This is a genomic window from Pseudomonas sp. MYb2, from assembly GCF_002979955.1.
Lineage (GTDB): Bacteria > Pseudomonadota > Gammaproteobacteria > Pseudomonadales > Pseudomonadaceae > Aquipseudomonas.
On sequence record NZ_PCQC01000003.1, the window covers coordinates 375,308 to 388,716 of the forward strand.

The following is a 13,409-nucleotide window of genomic DNA, read 5'->3' on the forward strand; positions in this document are numbered from 1 at the left end:
TCGATGAAACCCCACGCCACGGCCATTAACCAACGGCTGATACGCGGCCAGACGCCGTCCTACGAGCGCTTGCAGGCGCGCCTGGCCGAAGATGGCAGCACCCTCGCTGCCGACCCGATTGCCGTGCATTGCGGCTGGGGCCGGTTGCTGATCGGCCACACCTTTCCCGATCCGGCCTCGCTGGCGCAGGAGTTGCTCAACGAGCAACCGGGCGAGCGTGATATTGCTTTGTACGTCGCTGCGCCGCAGCAGATTCTAGGGCTGGAACCGACGCAACTGTTCCTTGATCCATCCGATACCTTGCGCCTGTGGTTCAGCGATTACCGCCAAGCCACCCGGGTGTTTCGCGGCTTCCGTATTCGCCGCGCGCAGAGCGAGGCGGACTGGCAGGCGATCAATCAGCTGTATTCGGCACGCGGCATGTTGCCGATCGATGCCACGCTGCTGACCCCGCATCATCAGGGCGGCCCGGTGTATTGGCTGGCCGAGGACGAGGACAGCGGCGCGGTGATTGGCAGCGTCATGGGCCTGAATCATCAAAAAGCATTCAACGATCCGGAGAATGGCAGCAGCCTGTGGTGCCTGGCGGTCGATCCGCAGTGCTCGCGTCCGGGCGTCGGTGAAGTGTTGGTGCGGCACTTGGTCGAACACTTCATGAGTCGCGGTTTGAGCTATCTGGATCTGTCGGTACTGCACGACAACCGTCAGGCCAAAAGCCTCTACGCCAAGCTTGGTTTCCGCAACCTGTCGACCTTCGCGATCAAGCGCAAGAACGGCATCAACCAGCCGCTGTTTCTTGGCCCCGGCCCGGAGGCGCAGTTCAATCCGTATGCGCGGATAATCGTTGAAGAAGCCCATCGGCGTGGCATCGATGTGCAGGTCGATGACGCCGATGCCGGGCTGTTCACCCTCAGCCATGGCGGCCGCCGCGTGCGTTGCCGCGAATCGTTGAGCGACCTGACCAGCGCGATCAGCATGAGCCTGTGTCAGGACAAAAGCCTGACGCACAAGGTGCTGAAAGCGGCCGGTCTGAATCTGCCGTCTCAGCAATTGGCGGGCAATGCCGACGACAATCTGGCCTTTCTCGATGAGCATCAACGCGTGGTGGTCAAGCCGCTCGACGGTGAACAGGGCCAAGGCGTGGCGGTGGATTTGCAGAGCATCGAAGAGGTGCAGCAGGCGATCGAAGCGGCGAAGTCATTCGACAGCCGCGTGCTGTTGGAGAGCTTCCACGAAGGCCTTGATCTGCGGATTCTGGTGATCGGTTTTGAAGTGGTCGCGGCAGCGATTCGCAAACCAGCAGAAGTGGTCGGCGATGGTCAGCATTCGATCGGCGCATTGATCGAAGCCCAGAGTCGGCGACGGCAAGCGGCCACCAGCGGTGAGAGCAAGATTCCGCTGGATCACGAAACCCAGCGCACTTTGCATGCCGCCGGGTATGACTACAGCAGTGTTTTGCCGGCGGGCGAGCATCTGTTTGTACGCCGTACGGCGAATCTGCACACCGGCGGCACACTGGAGGATGTCACGGCAATTCTGCATCCGACCCTGGTCGATGCGGCGGTGCGTGCGGCGCGGGCGCTGGACATACCGATGGTCGGTCTCGACTTGATGGTGCCGGCGGCGGATCAACCGGAGTACGTATTCATCGAGGCCAACGAACGCGCCGGGCTGGCCAACCATGAGCCGCAGCCAACGGCGGAGCGGTTTGTCGATTTGTTGTTTCCGCACAGTCAGCCGGCTGTCTGACATTTCCTGATCGTTCCCACGCTCTGCGTGGGAACGCCTCACCGGACGCTCCGCGTCCATTTGGGACGCAGAGCGTCCCGGGCTGCATTCCCACGCAGAGCGTGGGAACGATCAGTGCTCAACCCATCAGGAGTTTCCATGACCACGCAAATCCCCGAACCGGATCTCAACTACCTGCAAAAAGTCCTCCTGGAAATGCTCGCCATTCCCAGCCCTACCGGCTTCACCGACACCATCGTGCGCTACGTTGCCGAACGTCTGGAAGAACTCGGCATCCCGTTCGAAATGACCCGGCGCGGCACCATTCGCGCCACGCTCAAGGGCAAGAAGAACAGCCCTGACCGCGCGGTTTCGGCGCACCTGGATACCATCGGCGCCGCCGTGCGCGCGGTGAAAGACAACGGTCGTCTGACCCTCGCCCCCGTCGGTTGCTGGTCGAGCCGTTTTGCCGAGGGCAGCCGCGTCAGCCTGTTTACCGACAACGGCGTGATTCGCGGCAGTGTGTTGCCACTGATGGCCTCCGGGCATGCCTTCAACACTGCAGTCGATGAAATGCCGATCAGTTGGGATCACGTCGAACTGCGTCTGGACGCCTACTGCGCGACCAAGGCCGATTGTGATTCGCTGGGCATCAGCGTCGGTGACGTGGTGGCCTTCGATCCGCTGCCGGAGTTCACCGAAAGCGGCCATATCAGCGCTCGACACCTCGATGACAAGGCTGGCGTTGCTGCGCTTCTGGCCTCGCTGAAAGCCATCGTCGATAGCGGCCAGGAACTGATGATCGATTGCCATCCGCTGTTCACCATCACTGAAGAAACTGGCAGCGGCGCGGCGGCGGCATTGCCGTGGGATGTCAGTGAATTTGTCGGCATAGACATTGCGCCGGTCGCGCCGGGGCAACACTCCAGCGAACACGCGGTGAGTGTGGCGATGCAGGATTCCGGCGGGCCTTACGACTATCACCTCTCGCGACATTTGCTGCGCCTGGCCAGTGAAAATGAATTGCCGGTGCGCCGCGATTTGTTCCGCTATTACTTCAGCGATGCGCATTCGGCGGTGACCGCGGGCCACGATATCCGCACCGCCCTGCTCGCTTTTGGCTGCGATGCAACCCATGGTTATGAGCGCACGCACATCGACAGTCTGGCAGCGTTGAGCCGGTTGTTGGGCGCTTATATTCTGAGCCCGCCGGTATTCGCCAGCGATGCGGCGCCGGCGAATGCATCGCTGGATCGCTTCAGTCATCAGATCGAACATGACACGCAGATGGAAAGCGATACGCGGGTGCCGTCGGTGGACAGTCTGGTGGGGCAGCGTTCCGACAGTTAAATCTCCATCATCTGGGCAATCGCCTTCGCGAGCAGGTCGAATCGTCGCACCGTCGCTCCCACATTCGGAATGCGTTCCCATGTGGGAGCGACGGTGCGACGATTCGACCTGCTCGCGAATGGGCCGGCCCATCCAACACAAAACTGGCAGGCAAACAGCAATCGCCGTAGCATCCCGACATTGATTTGACCGAGGTGCCCCATGCTCATCCCCTACGACGCTCTTGAAGTCGACACCCTCACCCGCCTCATCGAAGATTTCGTCACCCGCGACGGCACCGACAACGGCGATGACACGCCGCTGGAAACCCGCGTGCTGCGCGTGCGCCAGGCATTGACCAAGGGGCAGGCGTTGATCGTCTTCGATCCGGAAAGCGAACAGTGCCAACTGATGCTCAAGCACGACGTCCCCAAGCATCTGTTCGACTGAAAATCCTCAGCGGGCCTTCTCGGTGGCCTGCTTGCGCTTGATCCGGTCATAGACTTCTGCGCGATGCACATTGACCTTTTGCGGCGCTTCGACGCCAAAGCGCACGCTGGAACCGTTTACCGACAGCACGCGCAGGGAAATGTCGTCACCGATTGAAATCAACTCACCAACGACACGGCTGAGTACAAGCATGAGATTCGTCCTTCAGGGTTAGCGAACCCTGAAGATGCGCGGCTTGCGGCGGCTGTTCAATGCACGCCGGGCAAATCAGTAATGCCCTACACCGGCCTGCGCAACATCCTTCAGACCTTTCCTGCAAATCGTTAAACAACCTTCGACTCAAGCGGCTGAAAACCGTGGACCGAACAGAATCACGCTGGCGCCGATCACGCACAACGCCATGCCGATCCAGTCTGACCCCATAGGCCGAACGCGCTCGACCACCGCCAGCCAGCCAACCGAAGCAACAATGTAGATGCCGCCGTAAGCGGCATAGGCGCGACCGGCATAGCCCGCTTCGACACGCGTCAACAACAGCGCAAACAAGGTCAGACTGAGCAGCGCCGGGATCACCCACAATGCACTTTTGCCCTGGCGCAGCCACATGTAAAAAGCGAAACAACCGGCGATTTCAAACAACGCCGCGAGGAAAAACCACAAGTAATTGAGCATTGACGCGTCTCGACAGGGTGACCATTGCGGCCACCCTAACGACGCCGTCTGCAATGGGCAAGGTCAGCCGTTGTTCTGTTTGGCCTTGGCGCGCATTTTCTCCGCCATCGAAGTCATCTCGTTATAGAGCAGTTGCGGGTTCTTCTGCTTGATCGCCCAGGCCATGCGTCCTTGTTCGTGCGGCAGGATCATGAACTCGCCGGCAGCGACTTGCTGGTAGATGTAGTCAGCGATGTCCGCTGCAGTAATCGGCGAGCTTTCCAGCAACTTGCCGACCGCCGCTTTCATTGCCGGAGTCGGGCCACGGAACGAGTCGAGCAAGTTGGTCTGGAAGAACGACGGGCACACCACATGCACGCCGACTTCCTGTTGCGCCAGTTCGATCAACAGACTTTCCGAAAGCGCCACTACGCCAGCCTTGGCCACGTTGTAGTTGCTCATCGCCGGGCCCTGCATCAGCGCCGCCATCGAGGCAATGTTGATGATCTTGCCTTTGCTTTGTTCCAGCAACGGCAGGAAGGCTTTGCAGCCCTTGACCACGCCCATCAGATTGATCGCGATCTGCCAGTCCCAGTCTTCCAGCGACAGTTCACTGAAGAACCCGCCCGACGCCACACCGGCGTTGTTGACGATGATGTCGATGCCACCGAGTTTCTCTTCGCAGGCCTGAGCGAACGCAGTCAGTTGGCTGTAATCACGCACATCGCAACGCTGGATGAAGCCGTCGCCACCAGCCTCACGAACTGATTTGAGGGTTTCCTGCAGACCGGGCTCGCTGACGTCGGACAGCGCCAGTTGCCAGCCTTCGCGCGCCCAGCGCAGCGCGATTTCGCGACCCAGGCCTGAGCCCGCGCCAGTGATCATCATGCGATTTTGCATAGCAGAGAGCCTTGTTGTTCCGGGGAAGATGCGCGGAGTGTAGCGAAGGTTGTGCGCGCGCCCACGCTCCATCAAGTTGCTGAATGCAAGATCAAAAGATCGCAGCCTTCGGCAGCTCCTACATGGATTCGTGTAGGTGCTGTCGAGTGAAACGAGGCTGCGATCTTTTCGCTACAAAGGAAATAAGCGAGTGATCCAAATACATTAAAAAAACATTGAATTTTCTTTCACTCGCACCAGTCGGAATTTGTAAGCCGTCTGGAATTACTTAGTCTCCAGTCGCCCCTTGAACACCAAGACTTCTCGAACTCTCTCAACAAGGAAATCGACATGGGCACAATTCTAATCATTATCCTGATCCTGTTGCTGATCGGTGGTCTGCCGGTCTTCCCGCACTCCAGAAGTTGGGGTTATGGTCCTTCGGGCATTATCGGCGTGGTATTGGTAGTGCTGCTAGTGCTGCTGTTACTCGGTCGGATATAACGATTCAAGCGCAAAAAAAAGAGGCCCTGTTCAGGGCCTCTTTTTTATTGCGTGGGTTTTACTGTCGCCAGGCGATCAATCCGGCTTGCCGTGGATCACACCAGCGGTGTTATCCATCAGGCTCTTGGTCGCCGTTTGCAGAAACGCTTCAAGCTTGAGTTTCAACTCGGCGGTGCGCGGTGCATTCGGTACCACTTCGGCGTGCGGATTGGCGCCCAACTGGTACTGCCACATCTTCGGCCCCATGTCCTTGTCTCTCGGCAATACCAGAATCTGGTCGGCCGTGACGATGGCGGTGGTCTGCTCGCTGCCCGACGGTTTGATCACACCGAAACCGGTGTCGCCTTCCGGCAGATTGAGCAAATCGCGGCCCCAGCACTGATGACGCACTTCGCCACCCAGGCGGCCCATGATAGTCGGCACGATGTCGATCTGCGTACCGACGGTGTGGTCGCGGGTACCGAACTTCTCCTGGATGCCCGGAGCGATCATCAGCATCGGCACGTTGAAGCGGCCCAGGTCCATTTCGGTGATCTGGCGCTCGTTGCCGAAGCCGTGGTCGCCGACGATGACGAACAGGGTTTCCTTGAAGTACGGCTCTTTGCGTGCCTTCTCGAAGAACTGACCCAGCGCCCAGTCGGAGTAGCGCATGGCGGTCAAGTGTTCGTTGAGGCTGCCACGGTCGGTGACGCGCTCAACCGGCAATGGCGTCGGCAAGGCGTATGGCGTGTGGTTGGACAGGGTTTGCAGCAGCGCGTAGAACGGCTTGCCGTTTTCGCGCGCCTTGAGCTCCTGCAGGCCACGGTCGAACATGTCTTGGTCAGACACGCCCCAGGTCGGATCGGAGAACACCGGGTTGACGAAGTCGTTACGGCCAACAAAGTTGGTCATGCCCTGGTTGCTGAAGAAGCCTGACTGGTTGTCCCAGGCGAAGTCGCCGTTGTAGACGTACACGTCGTCGTAGTCACGGGCGCTGAGCACCTGCGGCAGGCCGGATAGCTTGTGGCTGCCTTCCGGGGTCTGCATCAGGTATTCGAAACCTGGCAGGTTCGGGAAGCAGGCCATGGTCGCGAACATGCCCTGGTGAGTGTGCGTACCGTTGGAGAAGAAGCGGTCGAACAGCAGGCCTTCCTTGGACAGCTTGTCCAGGTATGGCGTGATGTTGCCTGGCGCGCCCAATGCACCGACCGAGTGACCGGCCATGCTTTCCATCAGGATCACCACGACGTTCTTGATCGGCAGGGTCTTGTCGGCCGGCGGCGTGTAATCACGGCGCACGGCGGCAATATCGGCATCCACCAGTTTGTCGTCCGGCATCAGCAACATGTCACGCACGACTTTCTGCGCTTGCTCCTGCGGCAACGTCGCTTTCCAGATATTGTCGCGATCCTCGCCCATGCGCGACTTGGCAGCCTCGATCAGCGACAGCGTAGCGTTGAGGCCGAGCTGGTTGGCGAAGTTGGAATCGGTGGTGTACACGTCACCCCAACGCATCGGCGGGCCTTGACGCAGGGTGCCACGAGCGGCGACCACGCAGATCAGCAGGCAGACCACGAACACCGCCAGACGGGTGTACCACGGCGCAACCTGACGGCTGCTGACGCTGCCGCCGCTGAACGGTCCGCGCGGACGCGTGGCACGGTCAGCGCCTTTGAACGCCAGGGTCAGAATGACAGTGCCGATGACCCACGCCAGCAGGTAACGCACCACCGGAAAACCGTACCAGAGCATGCTCATCACGGTTTTCGGGTCTTCCTTCACGTACTGGAACACCAGACCGTTGAGGCGCTGGTGGAACTCGCGGTAGAAGTCCATCTCCATCAGGCCGAGGAACAGCGCGATGCTCGAGGCGATGGTCAGCCACAGGCGAAAGAAACCGCGCGCGGCCATGGCGCGGGCACTGAACAGCGCCAGCACCAGCGGAATGCACACATAGACCACCAGGCGCAGGTCGAAACGCAGGCCGTTGGCGAAGGCTTCGAGGAAGGTCGAAGCCGGGGTGTCGAGGATCATCTCGCGGTTGTAGACCAGCAGCGCGAGGCGCAGCACGGAAAACATCACCATCATGACCAGCGCACAAAGCAGCGTGTAGGCCAGATGCGATTTGACGGTCGGTTGCAGCAGGCGAGCAGAAGATCGCTGCTGATTCAGGGCGTCCGGGTTTGCCATGTCGTTTTAGGACCCATTGGAAGTTGAAGTTGCAAAATACAGCGGCGCCATGCCCTCTATTGGTCATTCCAGACCCCGGGGCTTGCGCGGTGCGCAAATGTTGCACGATCACCCGCGCCATTGCCATTGATTACTGCCGCGCTGCCAGACACTTTCATTTAAAGCGATGACAGCCGGAAAACAGCGCGGGCGAATTGTCTTGAACGCTTTGTGAAAATTTCGTTCAACGCATATCTGGAAACACAATATAGATACAAAACAAAACGCCCCGTATCGGTCGGGGCGTTTCTTAGAGCGCGTTTGATTACTTCTCGGCGCGTTCTTTCAAGGCTTTGAGGGTGTTGAACGGTGCGTCGACCACGAACTTGTTGGCAACCATCGCCGGCACGCTGCCACCGGGCTCGGTGTGCACCTGGTAGGTCACTTCAACCTGGTCGCCCTTGGGTACGAACTTCCAGAAGCCTTTGACCTGCTGCACGCGGACAAAGCCTTTTTCTTCCGGAACGTACGTCGGCAGACCTTTGAGGTTGCGGGTCAGGCTGCCGTCGGCGCCTTCGACGGTGGTGACTTCGATCACCGAGTCACGTGGAGTTACCGGCCAAGGCGTGTTGAACTGGGTGTAGGTCCAGCTCTGATCGCCTTCGTGTTTGAGCAGTTTCTGGGTCTTGCACTCGTGAATCCAGGCGCAGGCGCCAGCGACGTCTTCCTGCAGTGCGCGCAGTTTGGCGACGGTGGTTTTCATCAGCGCAACGCCTTGGTAGGACTTGTAGTCCGAACCCGGCACTTCGGCCAGCGAGACCTTGATGCCATCCTGCTCCTTGGCGACCTTCCAGTCTTCAGCCTGAGCGACGGACGTGGCCAGCACAGCGGTCAAACCACACAACACAGCGATACGATGCAGCGAACCCATAGTCTTATTCCTTATTGTTGAAGTTCCGTTCGTTTGACACATCACGCCGCCGTCATTTGCTCCCACCAGCCGATCAGCCTGATCGCCTCTTCCGAGCTGCTGCCGCAGGTTTCGAGATCCGCGGTAAAACCCGAGCAAACTGTCGGACGCTCGGGGCGGCCGAAAATGCTGCACAGGTTTTCGACCGAGAGTTGCACGCAACGTTCGCCGGCAGGTTTGCCATCGGGCATGCCGGGAATCGGCGAACTGATGGAAGGGGCAATGCAGCAAGCGCCACAGCCTTCACGGCATTTCATGACGGAAAAATCCTCGCGACGGGCGATGTGTTAAAGAGACGCCGAACAGAGTAACCGCTAAAACGGCTGTTTTAAATTGCCGGTACCGGGGTTTTTAGCGATAAGCGAATGTGACTGACCAGTCTGCGACAAAGCGTCTGCTGTGCGGGTCACAGACCGGCGGAATTTACTGCTTGAATTCGAAATCGAGTGCCGCGCCTTCGACTTCGCGACGCTCTTCGTTGCGCAGTTGCAACTGCATTTCGTTGCTGAGCAAGCGACCGTTGAGTTGGAAACCGCTGTTTTTCTCGCCAAACATCTGCGGCAGGATCGGCTCGCGCTTGGGCAATTCAACAGTGCCCTTGGGTTTCAACTCCTGAACCATATCCTTGGGCAGGCTCAAGTCGAGCCTGGCCGCTGGCAATCTGGTTTTCGCCACTTCGCTGGCGGGTTTTGACTTGGAAGCGATCGGTGCTCGCTTCTTCACCGCAGCGGCTTTTTTCTTCTGGGCCTTGTTGACCGGCGTCTTTTTCTGGCTGGTTGCCTGCTTCTTGGCTGTACTCGTGACGGCGGGCTTTTCCTGCACTGCGGCCGCCACAGCAGGCGCATGGCCGATCATCAGCAGGCACAGCAGAACTCCGGCGGCAGGAAAAATCGCTTTCATGGACCCAACGACACTAACGGCAGAGGGCCATATGCTCGCTTGTTGAGCGTCACAAGACAAGCATCAGCCGCCTCTCGTTCAGAATCCGCCTGCTGTTTCCTGACACAGTTGAGTGGCCAACAGACCCAGGGTCATCAGCGCCCTCTCCGCTTCGCGATTCCACGGAATCCCGCAATTGAGGCGTATACAGTGGTTGAACTGCTCGGTATTACTGAAGATAAGCCCCGGCGCAATGCTGATGCCCTGCTGCAAGGCGCGAACATGCAATTCCTGCGTATTGACCCGCCCAGGCAGACTCACCCAGAGGATGAAACCGCCCGTGGGCCGGGACATTTGCGTGCCTTCGGGGAAGTACTGCTGCACCGCCAATTGAAAGGCACTGAGGTTTTTCCGGTATTCCTGGCGGATGTACCGTAAATGCCGGTCATAACCACCGTTTTCCAGATAGGCGGCAATGGCCATTTGCGTCACGCTGCACGCCGAATGCGTACTGAAGGTCTGCAAGCGCTGGATTTCCTGCTGGTATTTGCCGGCGATCATCCAGCCGATGCGCACCCCTGGCGATAACGTTTTGGAAAAACTCGAGCAGTAGATAACCCGATCCAGTCGGTCATACGCCTTGAGCGCTTTGGTGCGACCCTGCTCGAACATCAACTCGCCATAGATGTCGTCTTCGACGATCTGGATATCGAAGTCCGAGGCCAGGCGCAGCAATTGCTTCTGGCGCTCTTCGGGCATGGTGCCGCCCAAGGGATTGCTCAGGCGCGTGGTCAGCACCAACGCTTTGATTGACCATTGATTGGCCGCCAGTTGCAGCGCCTCCAGGCTCATGCCGGTGGCGGGATCGCTGGGGATTTCGATGACTTTCAGGCCGAGCAGGTCAGCCAGTTGCAACAGACCATAATAAGTCGGTGATTCAGCCGCGATCAGATCGCCGGGCCGGGTCAGTACCCGCAACGACATCTGCAAGGCGTCGACGCAACCGTGGGTGATCACCACCTCCGACGGGTCGACGACTACGCCGGCATCGCGCATGCGGATCGCCACTTGCCGGCGCAGCGGTTCAAAACCGGGGCTGAACATGTAGCTGAAGGCGCGCGGGCTATGGAAACGGGTAACTTTGGCCAGTTGCTGATGCAGCGCCCGAACCGGCAGGTAATCGACGCTCGGCACCGCAGCGCCCAACGGGAATACACCTTCGCGTCGTGATTCGACCAGAACCTGTTGAATGATGCTGCTGCGGGTCACCAGACCGGGACGCTCAACCCGGGCGATGTCGGGCGTCGGCGCAGTCAACGCGGGTGTCTGGTGCACGTAATAACCGGACTGCGGACGCGCGCGAATCAGCCCCTGATCTTCAAGATTGGCGTACGCCTGCAACACCGTCGCATGGCTGACGTTGAGCTGCGAACTCATCTTGCGCACCGAAGGCACGCGCTCCCCCGGTTGATAGACACCACGGCGAATGTCTTCGGCCAGTTGCTGAGCAATACGTTGGTAGAGCAAGAGATTGGTCATGACGCAGCACTCGATTTCACGGGCATTTTATTCTTGTGTGAAACAATACCGGAACAGTTTAGAAGTGTACTGGGACAGTTACCACTTTAGTCGACCATACAGTGCGGTGTCTGCCCCTGACTGTACTGATTTGCGAGCTAATCGACAGACGTAAAAAAGCCCGGCACTGCATGACAGTCCGGGCTTTCCAGGAGCTGTGTAGGAGCTGCCGAAGGCTGCGATCTTTTGATCTTCAAAAAGAAAAGTCAAAAGATCGCAGCCTTCGGCAGCTCCTACAGGGTTTTGCCTTGCTTAGCGGGCGGCGCCGAGCTGGCCTTTTTCGTCGGAGAAGACAATTTCCACCCGACGGTTCTGTGCGCGCCCACGCTCGGAAGCATTGACGTCTACCGGGTATTCATCGCCGTAACCTTCGACCTGAATGCGTTTGTCGTCGATCCCGAGATCCATCAGCACGTCCGCCACGGCTTGTGCGCGGTCGCGGGACAGTTTGAGGTTTTCCTGCTTGCCGCCGGTGCTGTCGGTGTAGCCCTCGATGCGCACCACGCGTTTCGGATTCAGTTGCAGGAACTGAACGATCTTCAGCACGACACGGTTGGCCGAGTTTTTCAGCTCCGCTTCACCGGTGTCGAACAACACATCGCCGAGGGTCATCACCAGGCCCCGGTCAGTTTGCGTAGTGGCCAGTGCGACGATCTGCTCTTCGAGCCATTTACCCTGCTGCTGTACGCTCAGCAGCTTGGACTCACGCAAAGCCAACTGCAGACGCTGGCGTTCCAGTTCGAGCTTGGCCGCGCGCTCTTCGTTGAGCACCTGATTGGTGTGTTCGCGGGCGATTTCGCTGTAGCGCTGGCTCAGATAGGCGTAGTGCACCACGTCCGAACCGCTGCCCCAATAGGTCGACAGGCGATCGGCGCGAGCCAGCGATTCTCCTGCACGAATCACGTCTTTCGGCGCGATGCGCAGCACGTTGGAGTCTTCTTTGACTTTCTGGAAGTCGGCGCCGGCTTCTTGCAGAGCGGATTCGCTGTGCTGTCCGGCGCAGCCGTACAGGCTGGCGCAACCGGCGAGAATCAGCGCGCCAACGACTTTGGATTTGAGGCTCATTGGGCATCTCCCAGTTGCTTGCGCAGTCGGACGATGCGGGTGTTGAGCACGTTCACCTGTTCTTCGCTTTTTTGCGTCAGCACTTTGGCTTCAGCCAGACGCGCATCCAGCTCAGCCTGTTCGGCACGCATACGCGCATTGCGGTAGGACTCGTCGGCCATGTTGCCTTTGGCACGGTCGTATTTGGTTTCGGCCAGTTTCATTTCCGGCACTTCATCAGCGGTGGCGCCGACAGCCTTGGCCTGGGTAATGGCCTGCTCGGTCAGGCGCATTTGTTCAACGGGTGCCGGATCGGTCGCGCAACCGGCCAGGGCCAGAACGGCCACAGCCGCGAAAAGAGGTCGAATACTCACTAAGAATCCCTACTGTTTTGGGGCACTGACAGGTTGTTGCGGCTGTTGCTGCTGCGCCTTCCAGCGCTCGATATTGCGTTGCAGCGCGGCTTCCGTCAGTCCGGACGCGGGCAATTCTGTCATCTTTTTGGCTAGCTGTCCGCGCAACCACGGATCGTTGCAGGCCGAGTTGTGAGAAACCGCAAGAAACAGCCCCGGCCGGTCGATGGGTTGTTCGAACGCCAACAGGTCATTGGCCATACCCAACGCCTGCGCGGCGGCCATGCCCGAATAGCGGCCGGCGAGTACATATTCCACTTCACCAAGGAGCAATTTCTGTAGCGCTTGGGTGAGGTTGGCTGTCTTGGTCAGGGTCAGATTCTGCTCGGCGAACGTGCCAAATGCCTGGGTCATGCGAGACTTTTCCGACAAGGCTCCGGCATGGCCGTGCAGGTCTTTGGCTTCGCTGTAGACCAGTGTCGAGCCTTTGCGCGTCCACACCAGATAGTCGTTTTCCAGCAACGGTGGATGGATGTAGTCGAGGGTTTCCAACTCGTTGAGGGTCAGCGGTGCGTCAGCCAGCATGTCCATGCGCCCGCTGCGCACTTCATCGAGGGCTTGCGAGCGTTTACCGGCGTAGAGCAACTCGACTTTGATGCCGAGGTCTTTGCCGATTTGTTGCAACAGGTCGGCACTGGCGCCGATCAACTGCTTGGGATTTTGCGGATCCTGCCACAGATACGGTGGCGCATCCGGGCTACCAGTGACGATGAGGCGTTCGCACTTGCCGGCGGCCGCGGCCAAACCTGGCAACAGGGCCAATCCCAACAACCATCCGCAGCGCAAATCCATGGCGAAACGCTCCCACTCAAATCCGAGACAAAAAAAAGCCCGGC

The 13,409-nt window shown here is 59.1% G+C and carries 15 protein-coding genes; 4 read left to right on the forward strand and 11 right to left on the reverse strand.

Features of this window, described 5'->3' with window-relative positions; all coding sequences use genetic code 11:
• Positions 1–3: 3 nt before the first annotated feature.
• The 3 genes from ngg (at position 4) to CQ009_RS06900 (ending at position 3,507) form a co-directional block, all read left to right on the forward strand.
• Positions 4–1,749 carry an N-acetylglutaminylglutamine synthetase gene (ngg, locus tag CQ009_RS06890; protein ID WP_064391464.1) on the forward strand — a complete coding sequence of 582 codons (1,746 nt, stop codon included), beginning with the start codon at positions 4–6 and terminating at the stop codon, positions 1,747–1,749.
• A 138-nt stretch (positions 1,750–1,887) separates the two neighbouring features.
• Positions 1,888–3,078: an osmoprotectant NAGGN system M42 family peptidase gene (locus tag CQ009_RS06895; protein ID WP_105705262.1), complete on the forward strand. Its 1,191-nt coding sequence runs from the start codon at positions 1,888–1,890 to the stop codon at positions 3,076–3,078.
• Between the two features lie 201 nt (positions 3,079–3,279).
• Positions 3,280–3,507 carry a YheU family protein gene (locus CQ009_RS06900; RefSeq protein WP_003192759.1) on the forward strand — a complete coding sequence of 76 codons (228 nt, stop codon included), beginning with the start codon at positions 3,280–3,282 and terminating at the stop codon, positions 3,505–3,507.
• A gap of 6 nt (positions 3,508–3,513) precedes the next feature.
• Here CQ009_RS06900 and csrA read toward each other — a convergent pair whose 3' ends face one another.
• The 3 genes from csrA to CQ009_RS06915 form a co-directional block, all read right to left on the reverse strand.
• Positions 3,514–3,699, reverse strand: a complete 186-nt coding sequence (gene csrA / locus CQ009_RS06905) for a carbon storage regulator CsrA (protein ID WP_064391466.1) — start codon at positions 3,697–3,699, stop codon at positions 3,514–3,516.
• 147 nt (positions 3,700–3,846) lie between these two features.
• Positions 3,847–4,179 carry a YnfA family protein gene (locus tag CQ009_RS06910; protein ID WP_105705263.1) on the reverse strand — a complete coding sequence of 111 codons (333 nt, stop codon included), beginning with the start codon at positions 4,177–4,179 and terminating at the stop codon, positions 3,847–3,849.
• 63 nt (positions 4,180–4,242) lie between these two features.
• Positions 4,243–5,058 (reverse strand): SDR family oxidoreductase, encoded by an 816-nt coding sequence (locus CQ009_RS06915; protein ID WP_105705264.1) that lies wholly within the window; start codon positions 5,056–5,058, stop codon positions 4,243–4,245.
• 324 nt (positions 5,059–5,382) lie between these two features.
• On the opposite strand from CQ009_RS06915, the gene CQ009_RS06920 reads away from it, so the two are divergent.
• Complete coding sequence (locus CQ009_RS06920) at positions 5,383–5,541, forward strand: DUF3309 family protein (RefSeq protein ID WP_169432680.1); 159 nt, start codon at positions 5,383–5,385, stop codon at positions 5,539–5,541.
• 75 nt (positions 5,542–5,616) lie between these two features.
• On the opposite strand, the gene CQ009_RS06925 is transcribed toward CQ009_RS06920, so the two are convergent.
• From CQ009_RS06925 to CQ009_RS06960, 8 genes are all read right to left on the reverse strand, one after another.
• Positions 5,617–7,710 carry an LTA synthase family protein gene (locus tag CQ009_RS06925; protein WP_064391469.1) on the reverse strand — a complete coding sequence of 698 codons (2,094 nt, stop codon included), beginning with the start codon at positions 7,708–7,710 and terminating at the stop codon, positions 5,617–5,619.
• Between the two features lie 304 nt (positions 7,711–8,014).
• A complete protein-coding gene (locus CQ009_RS06930) occupies positions 8,015–8,620 on the reverse strand; it encodes an START domain-containing protein (RefSeq protein WP_105705265.1) in 606 nt (201 codons plus the stop codon).
• A 41-nt stretch (positions 8,621–8,661) separates the two neighbouring features.
• Positions 8,662–8,916: a YkgJ family cysteine cluster protein gene (locus tag CQ009_RS06935; RefSeq protein WP_105705266.1), complete on the reverse strand. Its 255-nt coding sequence runs from the start codon at positions 8,914–8,916 to the stop codon at positions 8,662–8,664.
• 166 nt (positions 8,917–9,082) lie between these two features.
• The gene (locus CQ009_RS06940; RefSeq protein ID WP_064391471.1) at positions 9,083–9,559 is read right to left on the reverse strand and encodes a hypothetical protein; all 477 of its coding nucleotides are present in this window, start codon (positions 9,557–9,559) and stop codon (positions 9,083–9,085) included.
• Positions 9,560–9,637: 78 nt separating this feature from the next.
• Positions 9,638–11,077, reverse strand: coding sequence for a PLP-dependent aminotransferase family protein (locus tag CQ009_RS06945; protein WP_064391472.1), 1,440 nt, complete (start codon positions 11,075–11,077; stop codon positions 9,638–9,640).
• A gap of 291 nt (positions 11,078–11,368) precedes the next feature.
• A complete protein-coding gene (locus tag CQ009_RS06950; protein ID WP_064391473.1) occupies positions 11,369–12,181 on the reverse strand; it encodes an OmpA family protein in 813 nt (270 codons plus the stop codon).
• Positions 12,178–12,534, reverse strand: coding sequence for a DUF4398 domain-containing protein (locus CQ009_RS06955; protein ID WP_082355479.1), 357 nt, complete (start codon positions 12,532–12,534; stop codon positions 12,178–12,180). Before CQ009_RS06955 ends, CQ009_RS06950 begins: the two co-directional genes overlap by 4 nt.
• Positions 12,535–12,543: 9 nt before the next feature.
• A complete protein-coding gene (locus CQ009_RS06960) occupies positions 12,544–13,365 on the reverse strand; it encodes an ABC transporter substrate-binding protein (RefSeq protein ID WP_105705267.1) in 822 nt (273 codons plus the stop codon).
• Between the last annotated feature and the right edge of the window lie 44 nt (positions 13,366–13,409).